This window comes from Type-F symbiont of Plautia stali (assembly GCF_059731105.1).
The window spans coordinates 2089676-2108086 of record NZ_AP035909.1 but is presented as its reverse complement, the minus strand read 5'-3'; the positions used below and the strand labels follow the sequence as shown (position 1 = coordinate 2108086).

Here is an 18411-nt window from a genome sequence, read left to right as displayed (position 1 = left end):
CTGGCGTTTATCGTGCATCGGCCAGAAGTGTGATGCTGGTCAGATTTTACCCAGTTTTAACGCGCTGATAACGGGAGTTCTCTCGGTAACGGGCTAATACTTGCTGTTTATCATCAGAGAGGGCGCGACACCATGAAACAGCTGACCAGCCAGATCCACGCGTTCGGCAAAGCGCTAATGATGCCAATCTCGGTGATCGCCGCCGCAGGGATCTTTCTCGGGCTGGCGGCGGCGATGCAGAACCCGGCGGTGACCGGTGAGGCGTTTGTTCAGATGGCGGTGCCGCAGGTTATCATTGGCTTTATCCGCAAGATCGCCGGTGCGCTGTTTACAAACCTGCCGCTCTTCTTTGCCGTGGCGAGTGCTATCGGGCTGGCAAAAGCGGAGAAGCCCACGGCCGCGTTTGCTGCGGTGATTGGCTACATCGTGATGAATGTCGGCATCAGCGCCACCCTGGCGGCCAAAGGGATCACGGCCGCCACCACCACACCGGCCGCTCTGCAGCAGGCGGGGATGGATCAGACGACGGCGATGATGACCTCGGCGGAATATATCAGCATGCTGGGGGTTTTTACCTACAACATGAGCGTGCTGGGTGGGGTGATTGCCGGGCTGATAACGGTCGCGCTGCACAACCGCTTTTACACCCAGCAACTGCCCACCGCGATCAGCTTTTTTGGCGGGCGTCGTTTTGTGCCGATCGTCACCGTCGTCTGCCTGCCGCTGGTGGGGGTGCTGCTGGCGCTGGTCTGGCCGACCATTGGCCAGGGGATCGCCTGGATCGGCGCGATGATCGGCAAAAGTGGCCAGTATGGCGCGTTCCTGCTGGGGGCATTTGAACGCATTCTGATCCCCACCGGCCTGCACCATATCCTCAACGAAACCGTTCGCTTCACCCCGATCGGCGGTATGGCCGTGGTCGATGGCCAGACCATTGTCGGTGCGCTCAACATCTTCAACGCGTCGCTGACCCATCCGGGGTCGATCCCGGATGCGACGCTGCGCACCGCCACGCAGTTTCTGGCGCAGGGCAAAATTCCGGTCATGATGTTTGGCCTGCCCGCCGCTGCCCTGGCGATCTATCACACCGCACGGCCAGAGCATAAACAGCGGGTCAAAGCGCTGGTGATGGCGGGCGCGCTGACCTCGTTCACGACCGGTATTACGGAACCGCTGGAGTTCTGCTTTATTTTTGTCTCGCCGGTACTCTATCTCCTGCACGCCTTCCTGACCGGTCTCTCCTTCATGCTGATGTCGATGCTGCACCTGATGATTGGCAATGTGCAGGGCGGCATCATCGACCTGGTGGTATTCGGCATGCTGGGCGGGGCGAAAACGCACTGGTGGTGGACACTGGCGCTGGGGGCCGTCTATGCACCGCTTTACTATTACGCTTTCCGGCTGGTGATCACCCGGATGCATGTCGAAACGCCGGGCCGGGAATCGGAAGAGGAGAAACCGCAGCAGGTCGCTGCGGATGAGCGCACCCAGGTGATTATCAGCGGGCTGGGCGGGCAGGCCAATATCGAGGATGTCGATTGCTGCTTTACCCGACTGCGGGTACGGGTCAGAGAGATGAATCAGGTGGTGGATCAGACGCTGATGAGCACCGGTGCCAACGGCGTCAATCGCGTCAGCGAGCATGATGTTCAGGTAATTTACGGGCCGCAGGTCGAGAAAGTCGCCAGTGAGGTAAAGCGGGCGCTAGGCGTAGCTTAGCGACAGCCTGTTTCGGGTCATCAGCGGGCGGTCTGCCGGAAAGGGGGAGAAAGGCTGCACGCTGCCGCTCCGCTTATTGTAACTAAAAAAAGTTCAGCCCTAATGGGCTGCTTTTTTTTGCCGATATAGCCACTAATCCTCCCAATTTCCGGAACGTAGCGATGTCGTTAAAAAAGTCCTCCCTGATTATTTTTTCTTTCCTGCTGGCGCTGTTTCTTACCAGCGTGGCAATCAGTACCTGGCTGCTTGTTCAAAGCAATCACTCCCTGAATGCGGTTAACAAAGAGATCCGCGTTGTGCTGTCGGTGATCGACCCTATCAACCACAGCCGTACGCTGCGTGTCCGCCTGATGGAGTACATGAAGTCGATAGAGGGCAGTGAGGCGAATAACCCGGCCACGCTGGACAGCGTTCGCACCGTTGCCGGTAAGGCGGATGCGGCGTTTGAGGCCTATATGAACGCGCCGCGTCTGCCGGGCGAAGAGGCTGAAGCGGAAGCCTATCGTCAGGCCTATCAGGCCTATCGCCAGCAGGGCCTGCAGCCGTTAATTGAAGCAGCAGAAGCGCACGACCAGCTGCGATTCAAAAACCAGATTGCCACCGTGGTGCGTCTGGATCGCCAGTATGAAATCATTCTGGATCGGGTGCTGGCGCAGCATGAAACCTACGCCAGAAAACTCAACAGTGATGCGCAGAGTCATTTCACCACCGGCATTACCCTGCTGGGACTGTTTGGCGTGCTCTTTTTTGCCATCATCATCGCGATCTACATCTTCATGAAGCGCTACGTGCTCTCCCCGCTGAATGATGCGCAGGAACACTGCAGGCTGATTGCGGCGGGCGTGCTGGACAGCAGCGTCCCGGTCAGGGCGAACTCCCGCAGTGAAATTCAGCTGCTGATGGGCTCGCTGGAGCAGATGCGCAGCGCGCTGACCTCTATCATTCTGCAGGTTCGTGACTCGACCCGCTCCGTCTCCACCGCGTCACAGGAAATTGCTGCGGGCAACATCGATCTCGCCTCACGCACCGAGCAGCAGGCAGCCGCGCTGACCGAGACCGCCGCCAGCATGGAGCAGCTGGGCGCAACGGTGAAACAGAACACCGAAAACGTCTTTGAAGCCTGCCGCCTGACCAGTGAAGCGGTGAAAAATGCCGAAAGCGGTGAGAAAGTGTCGCAGGAAGTGGTGGTCTCAATGGGGCTGATTAACGCCAGCTCGAAGAAGATTGAAGAGATCACCACCGTTATCGACAGCATCGCTTTCCAGACCAATATTCTGGCGCTGAACGCAGCGGTGGAAGCGGCCCGCGCCGGGGAGCAGGGTCGCGGTTTTGCGGTGGTGGCGGGCGAAGTCCGGAACCTGGCGCAGCGCAGCGCCACGGCCGCTAAAGAGATTGAGAGCCTGATTGCCGAATCGGTCGCCATCATTCACGCCGGTTCTGATCAGGTCAGCCGCACGGGTGAGGCGATGAGCGCGATTATCTCCTCGGTCAGCCAGGTTAACCTGCTGATGGAGCATATCTCTACCGCGTCAGATGAGCAGAGTCGCGGCATCGGTCAGATTGAACAGGCCGTGACCGAAATGGACAGCGTGACGCAGCAGAACTCGGCGCTGGTGCAGGAGTCTGCAGCGGCCTCCGCCTCGCTGGAAGAGCAGGTGCAGTACCTGACGCAGTCGGTATCCACGTTCCGTCTCGCCAGCCATTAACCGGCGGTTCCGCGCGGCGCCAGTGCCGCGCGAAACCTGCTGCCGGTAAGGCAGGTTATCCGGGCAGCTTGCCCTGAGGTCAGTGCGTCGGGAGAGTTTGATTCAGCGCCTTGTCGCCGGCCGGGAAACGGCGGATGATAAGGCTTTCCTCTGAATATGTGGTGGTCATGCTAATCAGTACAGAAAGTGCCCGCAGCCACAGCGCCGACACCCGTCTGGCCTGTACGCTGGCGGCCGCTGCGGGGGCGCTGAACACCGCCGCCTTTGAGATTGTCGGTTTCTTTTCTGCCAACATGACCGGCAATGTCTCGCTGCTCTCCGATCATCTGGCAAAAGCGAATCCGGGAACCGGCCTCTTTTTTCTCGCCATCGTCATCCTCTTCATCGCCGGGTCGGCGCTCTCCACCCTGGTTATCAATTCCGGTCGCCGCAGAAACATCCGCACTATTTATGCCTTTGTCATCCTGGCTGAAGGCGCTGCGCTGATGGTACTGGGGGTGATAGAGAATCACTTTCCGCCGCTGTCGCCGGGCGTGGTGTTAATCCTGAGCCTGAGCTTTCTGATGGGGCTGCAGAATGCGGTGGTCACACGGATTTCGGACGCCCGCGTCCGTACCACCCATGTCTCCGGCACGGCGACCGATATCGGGATTGAGCTGGCGATGCTGTTTGAGGTGCTGCGACGTAAAATCTCCCCGAAAGAGGCACCGCTCTACCTGAGTCGGCTGCGGCTGCATGTGCTGACGCTGCTCGCATTCCTGGCGGGCGGTATAGCCGGAATAGGGCTCTACAGGCTGCTCAGCTACGACTTTCTGCTGCTGGTGGGGTTCGGCCTGATCTGCCTGGCGCTGAACGCCATTTTCCGGCCGCGCAAATGAACCGTGCGGTTAAACCTTCAGGGCCAGCACAGGGTAACCTCTAAACCCCAATCAATTCAGAGCGCTGGATTACGCCATGGAAGGCCTGATTTTGAAGGTCGACTCTATCAGCAGCTCAGCATTCCGCTCGCATGATGCAATCTTGCGCCGGTACATCGACAAACTGGACGCCCGTTTTAAAGTTGGCACTCCAAACTACAGTCTTGAAGAGATTAACGTCACTGAAACTTCCTATGAACTCAAGATTGGCTCTGTCGCTAAGTATCTGCTGATTGACTGAGGAGGCATAGGCGAAGCTTGGCCAAAAGAAAACCAATTACAGACTTCAGTTGGCCGATTTCGGCATTCAACTCTTAAATAGTCTGCGCGTTAAAGCCTATATCAATTCGTGCTTGGATCTAAGCTCCTTATAATTCTTTTCCAAAGGTAATCAGCCATACCTCAATGCTTTGTGCGTAAATGACCCATGTATGGACAGGCTGAATACCTAACATATCCTCGAAGGTAAATCAGCGATATCTTTATAGATGAACAGTGCCCATGATTTTCATGAATGTTGATTTTATTGATTTTTATGTTGCATTTTCGTATGGCCATAATGCTTTAGGATAGCGGTGGTGGAGGCTGGTGCAACTCCAGCACTGATGCTTTGGCTTGAACATACGTCAATTAACCGTACTATCATTTTTTTGAAGCAACGGAAGCATTTATGATGGGTATAGCGGCCAATGAATCAGGCAAAGCTATTTCGCCACCCTAAAGAAAGCGATTAGAAAACCCGCTACTTGGCGGGTTTTTTGCTATCTGCCTGGTATGATCATGTTCCCAACGCATTTTGCGTACGGTGTGCCATCATAATTATGGCAACTGCTTACTCTATCCCAGCCAGGCTGTAATAAAGAGCCAGCAACAATACCAAAGACAAGACTAATAGCTAGGTACCATGGGACCCGATCGCCCGGGGTTGGTTTGCGGTCAATAAAGGCTCCAAAACGGCGGAATCCATAAAATAACAGCCATAATGCAGGTACTAAAACTGCACCTGCAATTGTTAACAGGCCAAATGTGAACAAAGGCATGATCCATCTCCTTATTGAAAGTTAAGATTATTTACCAGCCATTAATTGCCGATTCAAATAATTTTACCTGCGAATTATGGATATGAGTTCTTTACCACACTGAGAGGTTAAGGCGGAGTTGACCTCTCCCCGTTGATCAATACATTGCGACGTTAGTAATGTCTTCATAAGCCACATGAGGACATCCCTATGAAGAAGCGTCTTTCCGACGAACAAATCATCATTATTTTCCGCAAGGCTGAAGCCGGGTTTCTGCCCGTGAGCTCTGCCGTAAGCAAGCTATTTCCGACGCCACCTTTTACATTTGACGTAAGAAGTATGGCGGTATGGAGGAGTCCGAGGTTAAGCGCCTGATGGGGCTAAAGGAAGAGAACGCCAGGTTCAGGAAGCTGCTTGCCGAAGACATGCTGGATCATGCTGGATAAGGAGGCGCTTCAGATGGCTCTGGGGAGAAAGTACTGACGACAGGCCAGAAGCAGGGAGCCGTAGTGTTGATGTGTGATGCAACCGGTCTGTCGCAACGTTGTGCCAGCAGACTTACAGGCTTGTCCCTGACGAACTGCCGTTATGATGCTCAGCGTCCGGCTGCTGATGCACATTTATCAGGGCGTATTGATGAGCTTGCGATTAAACGAACACGACGCCGTAAGGGCTGGGGACCGTACATGTTCCGCCTCTGCGCCCGGATGCGCCGAACCTTACATGGTCGATAAATTTCTTTATGGGCTTACTTGCCAGCGGCCGCAGGATTAAGTGCCTGACCTGTTTAAATGATTTCACGAAGGAGACTTTAAGTTATTTCAGGCGTTCTGGTCACGCGTATTCTGGACAGCATAGCGCTGTCTCAAAGATATCCGATGACAATAAAAATCAATCAAGGCCCGGAATTTACCTGCTGCGCACTCTATCAATTGGCCGTTGAGCATGGTGTGGATACAGCTTATCCCGTCAGGCAAGCCAACGCAGAACGGATTTATTGAAAGTTCAAAGGATGATTTAGCGATGAATATCTGAAAGAACACTGGTTTAGCGATATTTTTCATGCCCGGAAAATGATTAATGACTGGCGGCAGGGCTATAACGAGATCCGTCCCCATTCATCGCTGGCTTACCAAGCACCAGCTGAATTTGCAACGGACTGGTGAAACAGGAAATATGAAGAAAATCAGCCGACATTACTAACTGAAGGTTTTATCTTATTATGGGGGCAGCACAACCTGCTTATCAAAACTCTCCATCGCGAACATGCATCAGATCCGGATTGAGCTCGCAATGAAGTTAAAGGATATGAGGCTGGGGCGCCGATTGATATACCAATTGGGCGCTGGATTGATTTGTGCGTTCAGGTCTACTCAAAATAAGAATTGGCACCAAAGTGGAAAATGAAATCCTTAAGGCATTGGTAAAATATAGGGTGATGTTCAGTCTGATTCATATCCTAAAAGCTCAGTAAATAATTTGGAAAGATATGCCTAAATCATTCCAGTCAAGATGAGGTTAACACCTCCTGACTATTAAATTTTTGTTTTGTTGATGACTTTATCTTGATTCATCATATAGGTGATTATTTTGTCTTGGCCTCTGATTTCGATGATTCAGAAACCGTGGTAATTGACGCCCCAACTCCCGCCAATGTGGCCGTCAAAGATAAATGGCGTACTCTTTTGCAGAATCGCGCCATCCTCCTCATGATCGTGACCATTAAAGACTTCTCTGACGTTCTGGTACGAAGAAAACAAATTCAGCATTTCATCGCACTCTGCCGCAAATTTGGTCTCTCCAGCCGGATTAATATGCATGAGCACCAAGATGTTTCTGGCATTCTTGTGCTTCTCAAGATGGTCTTTAAGCCAGCTAAGGTCAGGACAAAGATAAGCACCTGCATAATCCGAAGTATTAAGAAAAATAAACGCATCATCTTCAACTACAAATTCATGATTGAATTCTGTTTTAAAGCAATCCTTCCATGGTTTTTCATCAACAGTATCGTGATTTACCTTAGTAACATAATACGGCATATCAAGTTCGTTTAATTTGTCTCTCACCGGCATAATGAATTTGCTATCGCCATGAACCAAATCACCATTAAAAACTAAAAAATCGATTTTCTCTTTTTTGTTAAATCCATTAACTGTCGAGATAAAACTGTTAGCAAAAGCCTGGTAGTCAGTATCTTTTTGACCAAAGTGAAGGTCAGAGGCTACACAGATACGAAGAACGTCTTTTCTCATGGAGAAAAACTTCGAATCACAGCTAACTAAAGACAGACCTGCAGAAATTGCTAAAAAACCCCTTCTGGTAAGTATATTGCCCCTAAGGAATTTATTAAAATTAGTATTGCGTGATTTATATCATACTACTAAAAGCGAAAAAAACCTGGCGACCAGGTAATGAATCAACCGTACCTCAATGAGCAAGTTGCGGGGGATGTAATTTGAGATTAGTTATTCGTAACCGAAGCCTCTAGCCGAAAATTTCAACACCATCCTCAGCTTTACAATTTTGCTTCCCGTTTCGCATTGATTAAATCCATCTATCGCTATTGTTGTTTATTCATGCAGTATTTATCAGAAGAAGATAATTGATGGCGAGAGACTATGAGAAACGGCCTGCATTCAAACAGGCTATAACGCTGAACCGACTGGGGCGGCAGATAGTGACGACCAGTGCATTCCAGGCGAAGCTGGAGGCCGTTAACCATCACTGGACGTTGCAGCAGTGCAATCAGTGGATACGGCGCGAACAGGATATGTTCATGGAACAGGCGACAGAGCCCGAACCACATGCTCCGCATAGAAACGCAAGGCGGATTTGCTATGTTAGACCGATCTCTTCAGGCCCGACCAGGTGATACGGTATCATTCCAGTTTGATGACTACCTGCAACTGGGGAATTATTCAATACAGGGATTATCACTCAGGATGGTGAGACGATAGAGGGTCATGAACTACAGGGCATCATCGTGTTGGATAAGGTTACAGCTGAAGTTTGATCAGTGTTCGAGTCAAACCGACCCACAATTTGAAGCCCACCTGCAACAGGCATAGTATCATGTGAGAAGAAAAGAAATCTGAGGTGAAATTTCATTTAGTACATCGCGTAGTACGTAACACTAAATGGAAATTTAATTAACACCTGACTAATTGATTGGTAATTAAAATCGACATTAAACAACTGATTTACCTGTGTAACCTGGAACGCGAACGCCATTTCGGGCGCGCCGCGGAAGCCAGTTTCGTTACACAGCCGACACTCTCTATGCGCCTGAAAAATCTGGAGCGAGAGCTGGGCCTGCCGCTGATTAACCGCAGTAATAACTTCGCCGGATTTACGCCAGAGGGCGATCGCGTGCTGGCATGGGCGCGGGAAATCGTTTCGGTGTATCAGGGGCTGAAGCTGGAAGTCGAATCACTGAAACATGGGGTAAACGGCACGCTGCGGGTGGGAGTGGTTCCGCAGTGCAGCATGGCTCTGCCGCTGCTGCTGAAAGTGGTCCAGGAGAGATATCCGCAGCTCGACTACCGCATCGCGGTGCTGAGCGCTGATCAGCTGCTGGATGCGCTCAACAGTCACACCGTGGATGTCGGCATCGGCTTTTTTGAGATGGCGACCCTGCGCGAACTCCATTTTCAGACCGAGCTGCTGGCGGACCGCGGCGTTGAAGCGGTGTTCCATCCTGACCATTTCCCGGCGCTGGTGGGTGATACGCCGCTGGCGCTGTCGGATCTGGCGCAACAGCCGCTCTGCCTGGCGGAGCCGACCCGCTATTTTCGCCGTTATCTCGACATGGCCTTTCGTGAGGCAGGTCTGGTACCACGGGTGATTGTCGAGAGCGCGTCCGTCATGCAGCTGATGCAGTGCGCCCAGGTCGGGCTGGGGCTGCTGGTTTCACCAGTGGGGCATCTGTTGCCCGCTTCACTTCAGGGGCTGCAGCAGCGCGCCATCACGCTGCCACCCATGGCACGTCAGGCGGCGCTGGTTATCGCCGAGCCTGGCCGTGCCACCCCGCTGGCCCAGCACTTTTTCGATGAAGCACGCGCGCGGCTGCCGATGTAACCGGCGGCAGGCTCGCACTTTTTACGATTACTGCGCTTCGCCCAACGCGTAAAAGAGGCGACTGTTCCAGTTGCCTATCGCGACACGCTGAATCAGCGCGAACAGCGCATCATTCTCCCAGCCCGCTTCCATGAGGGGCTGCAGATGGGCCGCGCTGAAGCGCTCCGGTGAGCGGGTAAGCTGCGCCGCCAGTGCGATAATCTGCTGTTCTGCGCCGCGTGATCCGGCATCATCGACCCCTTCAATCAGACTCGCCTGACCGTCCAGCAGCCGGAAAAGCCAGCGACTGCCGAGGATGCGGGCGGCGACCGCCTCTGGCAAGGCAGGTTCGTCAGAGAGGTGCTGACGCAGCTGCGCCCAGCCATATAACGCCGCAGGATCGTGTGCTAGCACCCAGACTGCCTCCTGCATACCCGGCAGTGACTGGCAACGGGTGATTGCTGCGAGCTGCTCCGCGCTGGCATAACGCAGCTCCAGCGGCTTCAGCACCGGCTGCCAGCGGGCGGGCTGATCGAAGCCGGTTGCCTCTGCATCGGGGGGCGCGGTGCTGCCGGGCAGCCAGCGAACCGGCTGAGCCTGCAGTGCCTGTAAGCCCGCCACCACCCGCGCCTGATAACTGACAAACCCGATCACCTGATTCAGCGTCACGATATCGGGCTCGGTCAGGCCAACCCCATCCAGTGCGGTAATGGCGCTGCCGTTGATCAGCTCAGGCTGCATCGCCAGCTGACGGGCGTACTGCGTGATCTGGGTCAGGCGGTTGTTACTTTCGCGTGAAGAGTCGGGGCCGGGCAGCGGATTCAGGCGGGCAGAGTAGTGGTTACACAAGCGCTGGATCCCCGCCACCTGCGCGACGGTCAGGGCGGTGCTGAGGCGGTCGTAGAGCGTTAACGTATGGGTGAGCGACGTGGTCACCCGATCGGGAAACAGCAGCTGCGCCAGATCGCGTGCGGCCAGCAGGGCGGGCTGCTGCGAGCGCAACAGGGCGTGCATCCCGGCGTGATCGGCGTGGCAGCCCAGCAGAAAGCGGTCATCGATATGGGCGGCCTCGGGCACCAGCGGCGCGGCCTGAGAGGTTCGTGGACTGGTCTGGCTCTCGTAAAACCAGTGGTTATGGCCCGGATAGCGGCGTTGTTCCATGATCAATCCTTTTGCAGATTCGGGTTCGGTATGCAGGCGGCAGAATCTGAAAATGTGCATAAACCGAAGGGCAGGCTTATCGTCGCTGATGGCCGGGCCGGGGCAAAAGAATGATCGGTGATAATTAATAGCGTTACGCTATAACGGCAGAAAAATCAGGGAGTGAGGCGGGGCGGGGGCAAAAAAAGAGGGCGAGCCAGGCTCGCCCTCAGGGAACTTATTTCAGTTCCAGTTCGTTCATCGCGGCGATGCTGAAGCCGCCATCAACGTGAACGACTTCACCGGTGATGCCGCCTGCCAGATCAGAGCAGAGGAACGCGGCAGAGTTGCCGACATCTTCGATGGTGACGGTACGGCGAATCGGGGTGACCGCTTCGCAATGCGCCAGCATCTTACGGAAATCTTTGATGCCTGAAGCGGCCAGGGTGCGGATTGGACCTGCAGAGACGGCGTTAACACGCACGCCTTCCGGGCCCATGGCGTTTGCCATGTAACGCACGTTCGCTTCCAGGGACGCTTTCGCCAGACCCATCACGTTGTAGTTCGGGATCGCGCGCTCAGCACCCAGGTAAGAGAGGGTCAGCAGGCCGGAGCCTGGATTCAGCATCTCACGGCACTCTTTCGCCATCGCAACGAAGCTGTAAGCACTGATGTCATGCGCGATTTTAAAGCCTTCGCGGGTAACGGCGTTCACATAGTCGCCATCCAGCTGGTCGCCAGGCGCGAAGCCGATAGAGTGAACGAAACCGTCAAATTTCGGCCAGGTTTTTGCCAGTTCAGTGAACAGAGATTTGATGCTCTCATCTTCTGCTACGTCACATGGCAGCACGATGTCTGAACCCAAATCTTTAGCAAACTCTTCCACACGACCTTTTAACTTGTCGTTCTGGTAGGTGAAAGCCAGTTCTGCGCCCTGTTTGTGCATCGCCTGTGCAATACCGTAGGCGATGGAAAGTTTACTGGCAACGCCAGTAATCAGAATGCGCTTACCGGAAAGAAAACCCATAGCTGTAATCCTTATGGTCATTGTTGTTGGCGGCCGCATGATTAAAAAGTAAGCGACCGACGTTAATCGACGTGCGGATTCTAGCACGTCTCTCATAAATCAGGTAAACCGGCCCGCAATTTCCGCGACGGGCAGCAAAATCAGCGCTCGCGTCGCCAGGCTTCGGCACTCAGCGCTTCGCCGAAGTGGCTGCTGATCAGGCGTCGGGTCAGATCTTGCAGCGGTGAGGCCAGCACATCCGCGGTGCCGCCGCGCTCGACCACTTCGCCCTGATGCATCACCAGCACCTTGTCGCTGATATGTTTCATCATGCCCAGATGCTGCGTCACATAAATGTAGGAGATACCGTGTTTTTCCTGCAGCTCCAGCATCAGGTTCACCAGCTGAGAGCGCATGGTCATATCCAGTGAGGCCAGCGCTTCATCGGCCACGATCACTTTGGGCTGCAGGATCAGCGCACGGGCCAGACCCAGACGCTGCTTCTGACCGGGTGCCAGCATATGGGGATAATAACCGGCGTGATCGCGCAGTAATCCCACCTGCCGCAGGGTTGCGATGATGCGCTTCTCGCGCGCTTCCGCATTGAGATCGGTGTTGAGCCGCAGCGGAAAATCGAGAATCTGACTGATGCGCTGGCGCGGATTCAGGGAGGTGGAGGGGTCCTGAAAAATCATGCGGATGCGCTGACTGCGGTAGCCATAATCGCCGAAGGTCAGCGGATGATCGTCAATCAGAATCTCACCCTCCGTCGGCGCGACCATGCCGCTTAGCATTTTCGCCAGGGTGGATTTTCCTGATCCGTTCTCACCGATGATGGCCAGCGTCTGCCTTTCACGCAGGGTAAAGCTCACCGATTTCACCGCCTCGACATGCTGACGGCGGAACAAACCGGTGCGATAGCGAAACGTTTTACTCAGGTTGCGCACTTCCAGCAGGGTTTCCATGTTACTGGCCCTCCATATTGAGCGGGAAATGGCAGGCATAAAGATGCGTTTTACTACCGGTCAGCCTCGGCGTTTCAATACATTTGCGCTGGGCGTAAGGACAACGCGGCCCCAGCCGGCAACCTATCGGCAGGCTCTCCAGCGAAGGGATCGCCCCGGAGAGGGTGTTGAGACGACTCTTGTGCGGCAGCGCACGCCCGAAATCGGGCATCGCCCGAATCAGCGCCTGGGTATAGGGGTGATGCGGTGTGCTCATCAGATCGTCGCTCTGCGCGGTTTCTACCGTCTGGCCGCAGTACATCACGTTAATCCGATCCGCCCACTGGCTCATGGTGCGCAGGTCATGACTGATCAGAAGAATGGTGGTGTTGTTATTCTGATTCAGGCGGCTCAGCAGGCGGAAAATCTGCGCCTGCGTGGTCGGCTCCATGGCGTTGGTGGGTTCATCCGCGATCAGCAGACGCGGCTGATTCGCCAGCGCAATGGCGATCATCACTTTCTGGCACTCGCCTTCGGTCAGCTCATAGGGGAAGCTGCGCATGATATCTTTGTGGTCTTTGATACCGACGCGATGCAGCAGCTCGATGGCCCGGGTTTTGCGCCAGAACCAGAAACGTTTCAGCCACGGCCCTTTATACGTCCAGCGCGGGATTACCTGCATCAGCTGACGACCGATACTTTCGGAGGGATCGAGACAGGATTGCGGCTCCTGAAAAATCATCGAGACGTTATGCCCGATAATACGACGGCGCTCGCGCGGCGTCAGGCGCAGCAGATCCACATCATCAAACACCATACGATCTGCGGTCACGCGCCAGTTGTCATTGGTTACGCCGCAGATGGCCTTTGCCACCAGACTTTTGCCTGAGCCGGACTCCCCGACCAGACCGCGGATTTCCCCTTCACCCAGCGTCAGGTTTACGCGGTCCACCGCTTTGACCGGTCCGTCAGCGGTCATAAATTCGATGGTGAGATTACGGATATCGAGTAACGGCATCTATTCCACTCCCGCTTCGACGGCGCGACGGATGCCGTCACCGAGCAGGTTAACAATTAATACGCTGACCATCAGCGCCACACCCGGCAGCATCACGGTCCAGGGGGCCACGTAGATCAGCTCCAGCGAGTCGCCCAGCATCGCCCCCCACTCGGGTGAGGGCAGCTGCGCGCCCAGGTCGAGAAAGCCGAGTGCGGCAATGTCCAGAATCGCCATCGACAGCGCACGGGTGATCTCCGTGATCAGCAGCGGCAGAATGTTCGGCATAATGGCGTAGCGCAGGATGTTGCGGCCGCTGGCCCCGTCCAGACGCGCGGCGACCACATACTCTTTTTCCAGCTCATCATGCACCGCGCTGTATATCTCGCGTACCAGGCGAGGCATCAGCGCCAGCCAGACCGCCAGCAGCGCATGCTCCAGTCGCGGCCCGAGAAAAGCCACGACAATGATCGCCAGCAGCAGCGAAGGAATAGAGAGCAGCGTATCCAGTACATGGTTCATTACCGCCGAGCGGATGCCGTGGGTCATGCCGGCCAGCACGCCCAGTATCAGGGCGCCCAGCGTGGCGAACAGCGTGACCAGCATCGCTGACCCTACCGTCGGGCCTGCACCGCTCAGCAGGCGGCTCAGCACATCCCGCCCAAGATCGTCGGTGCCGAGGAAAAAGGAGACGTCGCCATAGCGTGACCACGACGGCGGCAGCAGCTGATACCCCAGGAACTGCTGATCGATGCCGTAAGGCGCGATCAGCCCGCCGAACAGGCAGAGCAGCAGCAGGGCGCCAAAGCCATACAGCCCGACCATCGAAATCGGATTGCCGTAGAAATGGTGCCAGCTCTGACGAAACGCGCTGGGCAGGCGTTTCTCGGCATAGATATTATCTAAGGGCATACCATTCCTTATGTTTTAGCGGATTCATTGCCGCGCCAATCACATCAGAGATGACGTTGACCAGGATCACCAGCCCGCCAATCACCATCACCCCGGCGGAGATAGCCGCATAATCCTGCTGACGAATCGCATTGATCAGCCAGCGGCCCAGTCCGGGCCAGTTGAACACCATCTCGGTAATCATCGCCAGCGTCAGCATGGTGGAAAACTGCAGCCCCAGACGCGGGATGACCGGCGGCAGGGCGTTATGCAGCACGTGCCGGCGGATCACCGTAAAGCGCGACAGCCCCCGGGTAGCGGCTGCTTTAATATAATTTTTATCCATCACGTCGCTGGTGCTGTTGCGCAGCAGGCGGATCACCTCTGTTGTGGGGGCCATCGCCAGCACCAGCACCGGCAGAATCAGGTGGGTCAGCGCGCTGATGATCATCTCGTGACGCCAGGGCGAAGGACTCAGCCAGGCATCGATCAGCGCAAAGCCCGTGATATTCTGCACCGGGTAGAGCAGATCGTGGCGACCCGACACCGGCAGCCAGCCGAGCGTCAGCGAGAAGAAAAGCGTGAACAGCAGCGCCAGCCAGAAAATCGGCGCGGAGAAGCCGAACAGCGCCAGCGCACTGATGGTTTTATCCTGCCATTTATTGCGCATCACCCCGGCGCAGATCCCCAGCGGGATCCCTACCAGCAGCGCGAACAGAAACGCCAGGATGCAGAGCTCCATCGTCGCCGGGAACACCTCGCGCAGTTGCAGGCCAATCTCCTGACCGTTGGTGCTGGAGACGCCAAAGTCGAACTGCAGCATTCCTTTAAACCAGAACCACCAGGCGTCCGAAAGCGCAGCGCCTTCCAGCGGGGCGTTGGGGGTAAAGTAGCTCAGGCTGAAGCTGACCAGCGACAGCAGAAACAGGGTAATGACCAGCAGCAGCAGACGCCGCAGAAGATAGATAATCACTTACTTTTCCTTATCGCTTTCACGATAAACCCCGGCAAACGAGGCGTTGCCAAACGGACTCAGCACCAGCCCTTTAATATCATGGCGGAATGCCTGCAGACGCAGCGAGGAGGCCAGCGGCAGCACCGGCAGCTCCTGCGCCAGAATCTGCTGCGCTTTGTCATAGCTGTCGATGCGGCCAGAGAGCTGCTGCGACAGCAGAGCATTCTGCAGCGTTTCATCAAAGGCGGGTGAGCACCAGTGCGCGTAATTGGTCTGGGAGCGAATTGCCGCGCAGCTGAGCAGCGGACGGAAAAAGCTGTCCGGGTCATTACTGTCAGTGGCCCAGCCAGAGAGGGTCAGATCGTGATTCATCGCCATCAGCTGCGCCTCCTGGAAGCGCCCCTCCACCGGCACAATCGTCAGCCGGACACCCACCTGGGCCAGATCCGCCTGCAACAGTTCAGCCGTTTTCAGCGGGCTGGGATTCCAGGATTGTGACGCTGCGGGCACCACCAGCCGCAGATGCAGATCGCTGATGCCCAGCGCGGCCAGCGCTTCGCGTGACTTCGCCGGGTCATAGCCAGTAATACGCGCATCATTGTCATACGCCCAGGAGGCGCGCGGCAATATCGACGCGGCCGTTTCGGCCGTTCCGTAATAGATGGACTCCATCAGGCGTTCGTTGTTGATCGCCAGCGCCAGCGCATGCCGCACCTCAGGCCGGTCCAGCGGCGGCTTGCGGGTATTGAAGGCCAGATAGGCGATGTTCATGCCAGGGCGCAGCGTCATCCGCAGGCGCGGGTCATCGCGCAGGATACTGAGCTGACTGGCGGCCGGGTAGGCCAGCACGTCACACTCACCGGTTAACAGTTTCGAGAGTCGCCCGGTGCCGCCGGAACCGAGATCGATGACCGCCTGTTGCAGACGGGGCACGCCTTTCCAGTAATGCGGATTGCGCGCCAGACGGATGTACTGGCCGATGCGATATTCGCTGAGCTGATAAGGGCCGGTGCCCACCGGCTGCCGGTCCAGCTCCTCCTGATGCCCCTGCGCCGTCAGCTGATCGGCATACTCTTTCGAGAGGATCGGCGCATAGTGCGTCGCCATGTGCCACAGGAACGACGCATCCGGGCTGTTGAGCCGGAACTCGACCGTCCGGTTATCGATCTTCTTCACGCTCTGAACAGAATCGGCGAACTGCAGGCTGTCAAAGTAGGGGTAGTTGCCGCCATTCACGTTATGCCACGGGTGATGGCGATCAAACATGCGGGCGAAGCTGAAGACCACATCGTCAGCATTGAGGGTGCGGGTGGGGCGGAACTGATTCGTCTGCTGGAAGGCGACGCCACTCCGCAGGTGAAAGCGGTAGGTCGCGCCGTTATCGCGCACTTCCCAGCTGGAGGCCAGATCGGGTTTCAGCCGGTAGGTATAGGGGTCGACATCCAGCAGCCGGTCATAAAGCTGAGCCGCCAGGGTATCTACCGTCAGCCCGCTACTGGCCATCTGCGGATTAAAGGTGTTCAGCGTGCCGCTGACGCAGTAGACAAAGCCGGACTGGCGAATATCACCCACCGGTGCTGACCATGCAGGGGCACTCAACACGCTGAGGCTGAGCAACAGCGAACTTAGTAGTTTTGACATAGAACTCAACGATTTTGAGGCATTGAACAGAGTGTATCGCAAAGCGAGCGTTGTCCCAAAACCTGCAACCGCCGTCAGCCTGATTTTCATCCTCTGCGGGGCAAAAGGGCGCACAGAAGGTGGGGTAATGAGAAATATTCTCAATTACACCTTTACAGATGATAATAAGAATGATTATTATTCATATGCACTTCGACGGTGGCTCTGCCGAAGAGGAGCACGACATTGCTCACATTGCTTCCAGTATTGTTGCCCGCCTGATGGCGGGCTTTTTTTTGCCCGACGCAGCCTGAGTGGGAAAGAAAGCAGAATAGTGAACCCGGCTTTACCCCGGTGCATCAATCAGCCGTGCAGCAGGCGGATCAGTTCTCGGCTTTGATATCGTGCTTTTTCATCATTGCGCGCAGCTGGTGGTAGGTGACGCCGAGCAGACCGGCAGCGCGGCGCTGGTTGTAGCGTGCCTGTTGCAGACTCGCTTCCACCAGATCCCGCTCCTGCTGGTTTTGCCACTGTCGCAGATCGAGCGGCAGTTCGGGCAGCGCAGCGCTATCCGCAGCCGGGTTTAACGGCATTCTGGCGACCGGTTGCTGGCGCGAAGCAAAAGGATTGATAATGATGTTATCCAGCGGCTGCTCGCTGCTGTTATGCCGGTAGACTGAGCGCTCCACCACATTTTTCAGTTCACGCACGTTGCCGGGCCAGTGGTAATCGAGCAGCGTCTGCTGCGCGCGGGCCGTAAAGCCGGGAAAGAGTAACAGCCCCAGCTCCCGGCACATCTGGATGGCGAAATGCCCGGCCATCACCAGAATATCGCTGCGGCGTTCGCGCAGTGGCGGCAACTGCACCACATCGAAAGCCAGACGATCCAGCAGATCGGCGCGGAATTTGCCCGCTGCCGCCAGCGCAGGGAGATCTTCGTTGGTGGCGCAGACCAGACGTACATTGACCTGCAGGGAGTGGTTGCCGCCGACCCGCTCCAGCTGACCATACTCAATCACCCGCAGCAGTTTCTCCTGCACCAGCATGGGTGCGGTTGCCAGCTCATCCAGAAACAGTGTGCCGCCATCGGCCCGTTCAAAACGCCCAAGATGACGCTTCTGCGCGCCGGTAAACGCGCCCGCCTCATGGCCGAACAGCTCCGAATCCAGCAGATTCTCGTTGAGGGCGGCGCAGTTCAGCGAGATAAACGGCCCCTGCCAGCGATCGGAAAGATAGTGTAACCGGCTGGCGATCAGCTCTTTACCGGTTCCGCGCTCGCCAATCACCAGAACGGGTTTCTCCAGGGGGGCGAGTTTAGAAACCTGCTCCAGCACCTCCAGAAAATTGTTCGACTCACCAAGAAGATTATCATTAGTTCCGGTCATGATGAATTTCGCTACCCGTTAATCATTTTGACTATCTTAAAGCAGCCGTGAGAGGC

15 protein-coding genes and 2 pseudogenes are annotated in these 18411 nt (G+C 55.8%); 8 read left to right on the top strand and 9 right to left on the bottom strand.

Annotated elements, in window-relative coordinates; genetic code table 11:
- The first annotated feature begins 132 nt into the window (after positions 1-132).
- The 6 genes and pseudogenes from AC6I7A_RS09960 to AC6I7A_RS09935 all read left to right on the top strand — a co-directional run.
- Positions 133-1719 (top strand): PTS transporter subunit EIIC, encoded by a 1587-nt coding sequence (locus tag AC6I7A_RS09960; RefSeq protein ID WP_058957880.1) that lies wholly within the window; start codon positions 133-135, stop codon positions 1717-1719.
- Positions 1720-1880: 161 nt separating this feature from the next.
- On the top strand, positions 1881-3425 hold the full coding sequence (locus AC6I7A_RS09955) for a methyl-accepting chemotaxis protein (protein ID WP_009089998.1): 1545 nt from the start codon (positions 1881-1883) through the stop codon (positions 3423-3425).
- A gap of 167 nt (positions 3426-3592) precedes the next feature.
- Complete coding sequence (locus AC6I7A_RS09950; RefSeq protein ID WP_046101899.1) at positions 3593-4303, top strand: YoaK family protein; 711 nt, start codon at positions 3593-3595, stop codon at positions 4301-4303.
- Between the two features lie 76 nt (positions 4304-4379).
- Entirely contained in the window at positions 4380-4583 is a 204-nt protein-coding gene (locus AC6I7A_RS09945) for a hypothetical protein (protein WP_058957879.1), read from the top strand.
- 988 nt (positions 4584-5571) lie between these two features.
- Positions 5572-6527, top strand: a pseudogene (locus tag AC6I7A_RS09940) (integrase core domain-containing protein).
- 132 nt (positions 6528-6659) lie between these two features.
- Positions 6660-6743, top strand: a pseudogene (locus AC6I7A_RS09935) (hypothetical protein); the annotation flags it as partial.
- Positions 6744-6977: 234 nt separating this feature from the next.
- Here the strand turns inward: AC6I7A_RS09935 and AC6I7A_RS09930 are convergent.
- Entirely contained in the window at positions 6978-7613 is a 636-nt protein-coding gene (locus tag AC6I7A_RS09930; RefSeq protein WP_498003531.1) for a metallophosphoesterase family protein, read from the bottom strand.
- A 928-nt stretch (positions 7614-8541) separates the two neighbouring features.
- Here AC6I7A_RS09930 and AC6I7A_RS09925 point away from each other — a divergent pair.
- A complete protein-coding gene (locus tag AC6I7A_RS09925; RefSeq protein WP_033736237.1) occupies positions 8542-9438 on the top strand; it encodes a LysR family transcriptional regulator in 897 nt (298 codons plus the stop codon).
- Between the two features lie 27 nt (positions 9439-9465).
- Here the strand turns inward: AC6I7A_RS09925 and AC6I7A_RS09920 are convergent, their stop codons facing one another.
- The 7 genes from AC6I7A_RS09920 to sapA all read right to left on the bottom strand — a co-directional run bounded on the left by AC6I7A_RS09920 (position 9466) and on the right by sapA (position 16991).
- Positions 9466-10578: a CMD domain-containing protein gene (locus tag AC6I7A_RS09920; RefSeq protein WP_058957875.1), complete on the bottom strand. Its 1113-nt coding sequence runs from the start codon at positions 10576-10578 to the stop codon at positions 9466-9468.
- A gap of 217 nt (positions 10579-10795) precedes the next feature.
- Positions 10796-11584: an enoyl-ACP reductase FabI gene (gene fabI, locus AC6I7A_RS09915; RefSeq protein ID WP_009090006.1), complete on the bottom strand. Its 789-nt coding sequence runs from the start codon at positions 11582-11584 to the stop codon at positions 10796-10798.
- A gap of 140 nt (positions 11585-11724) precedes the next feature.
- Entirely contained in the window at positions 11725-12528 is an 804-nt protein-coding gene (gene sapF, locus AC6I7A_RS09910; RefSeq protein WP_058957874.1) for a putrescine export ABC transporter ATP-binding protein SapF, read from the bottom strand.
- Position 12529: 1 nt separating this feature from the next.
- Positions 12530-13525, bottom strand: a complete 996-nt coding sequence (gene sapD / locus AC6I7A_RS09905; protein ID WP_009090009.1) for a putrescine export ABC transporter ATP-binding protein SapD — start codon at positions 13523-13525, stop codon at positions 12530-12532.
- Positions 13526-14416, bottom strand: a complete 891-nt coding sequence (gene sapC, locus AC6I7A_RS09900; protein ID WP_009090011.1) for a putrescine export ABC transporter permease SapC — start codon at positions 14414-14416, stop codon at positions 13526-13528.
- Entirely contained in the window at positions 14403-15368 is a 966-nt protein-coding gene (gene sapB, locus AC6I7A_RS09895; protein WP_009090012.1) for a putrescine export ABC transporter permease SapB, read from the bottom strand. Before sapB ends, sapC begins: the two co-directional genes overlap by 14 nt.
- Complete coding sequence (gene sapA, locus AC6I7A_RS09890; RefSeq protein ID WP_058957873.1) at positions 15369-16991, bottom strand: ABC transporter substrate-binding protein SapA; 1623 nt, start codon at positions 16989-16991, stop codon at positions 15369-15371.
- A 170-nt stretch (positions 16992-17161) separates the two neighbouring features.
- On the opposite strand from sapA, the gene AC6I7A_RS09885 reads away from it, so the two are divergent.
- Complete coding sequence (locus AC6I7A_RS09885) at positions 17162-17284, top strand: hypothetical protein (protein WP_258195962.1); 123 nt, start codon at positions 17162-17164, stop codon at positions 17282-17284.
- A gap of 69 nt (positions 17285-17353) precedes the next feature.
- Here the strand turns inward: AC6I7A_RS09885 and pspF are convergent, their stop codons facing one another.
- Entirely contained in the window at positions 17354-18355 is a 1002-nt protein-coding gene (gene pspF / locus AC6I7A_RS09880) for a phage shock protein operon transcriptional activator (RefSeq protein ID WP_058957872.1), read from the bottom strand.
- Between the last annotated feature and the right edge of the window lie 56 nt (positions 18356-18411).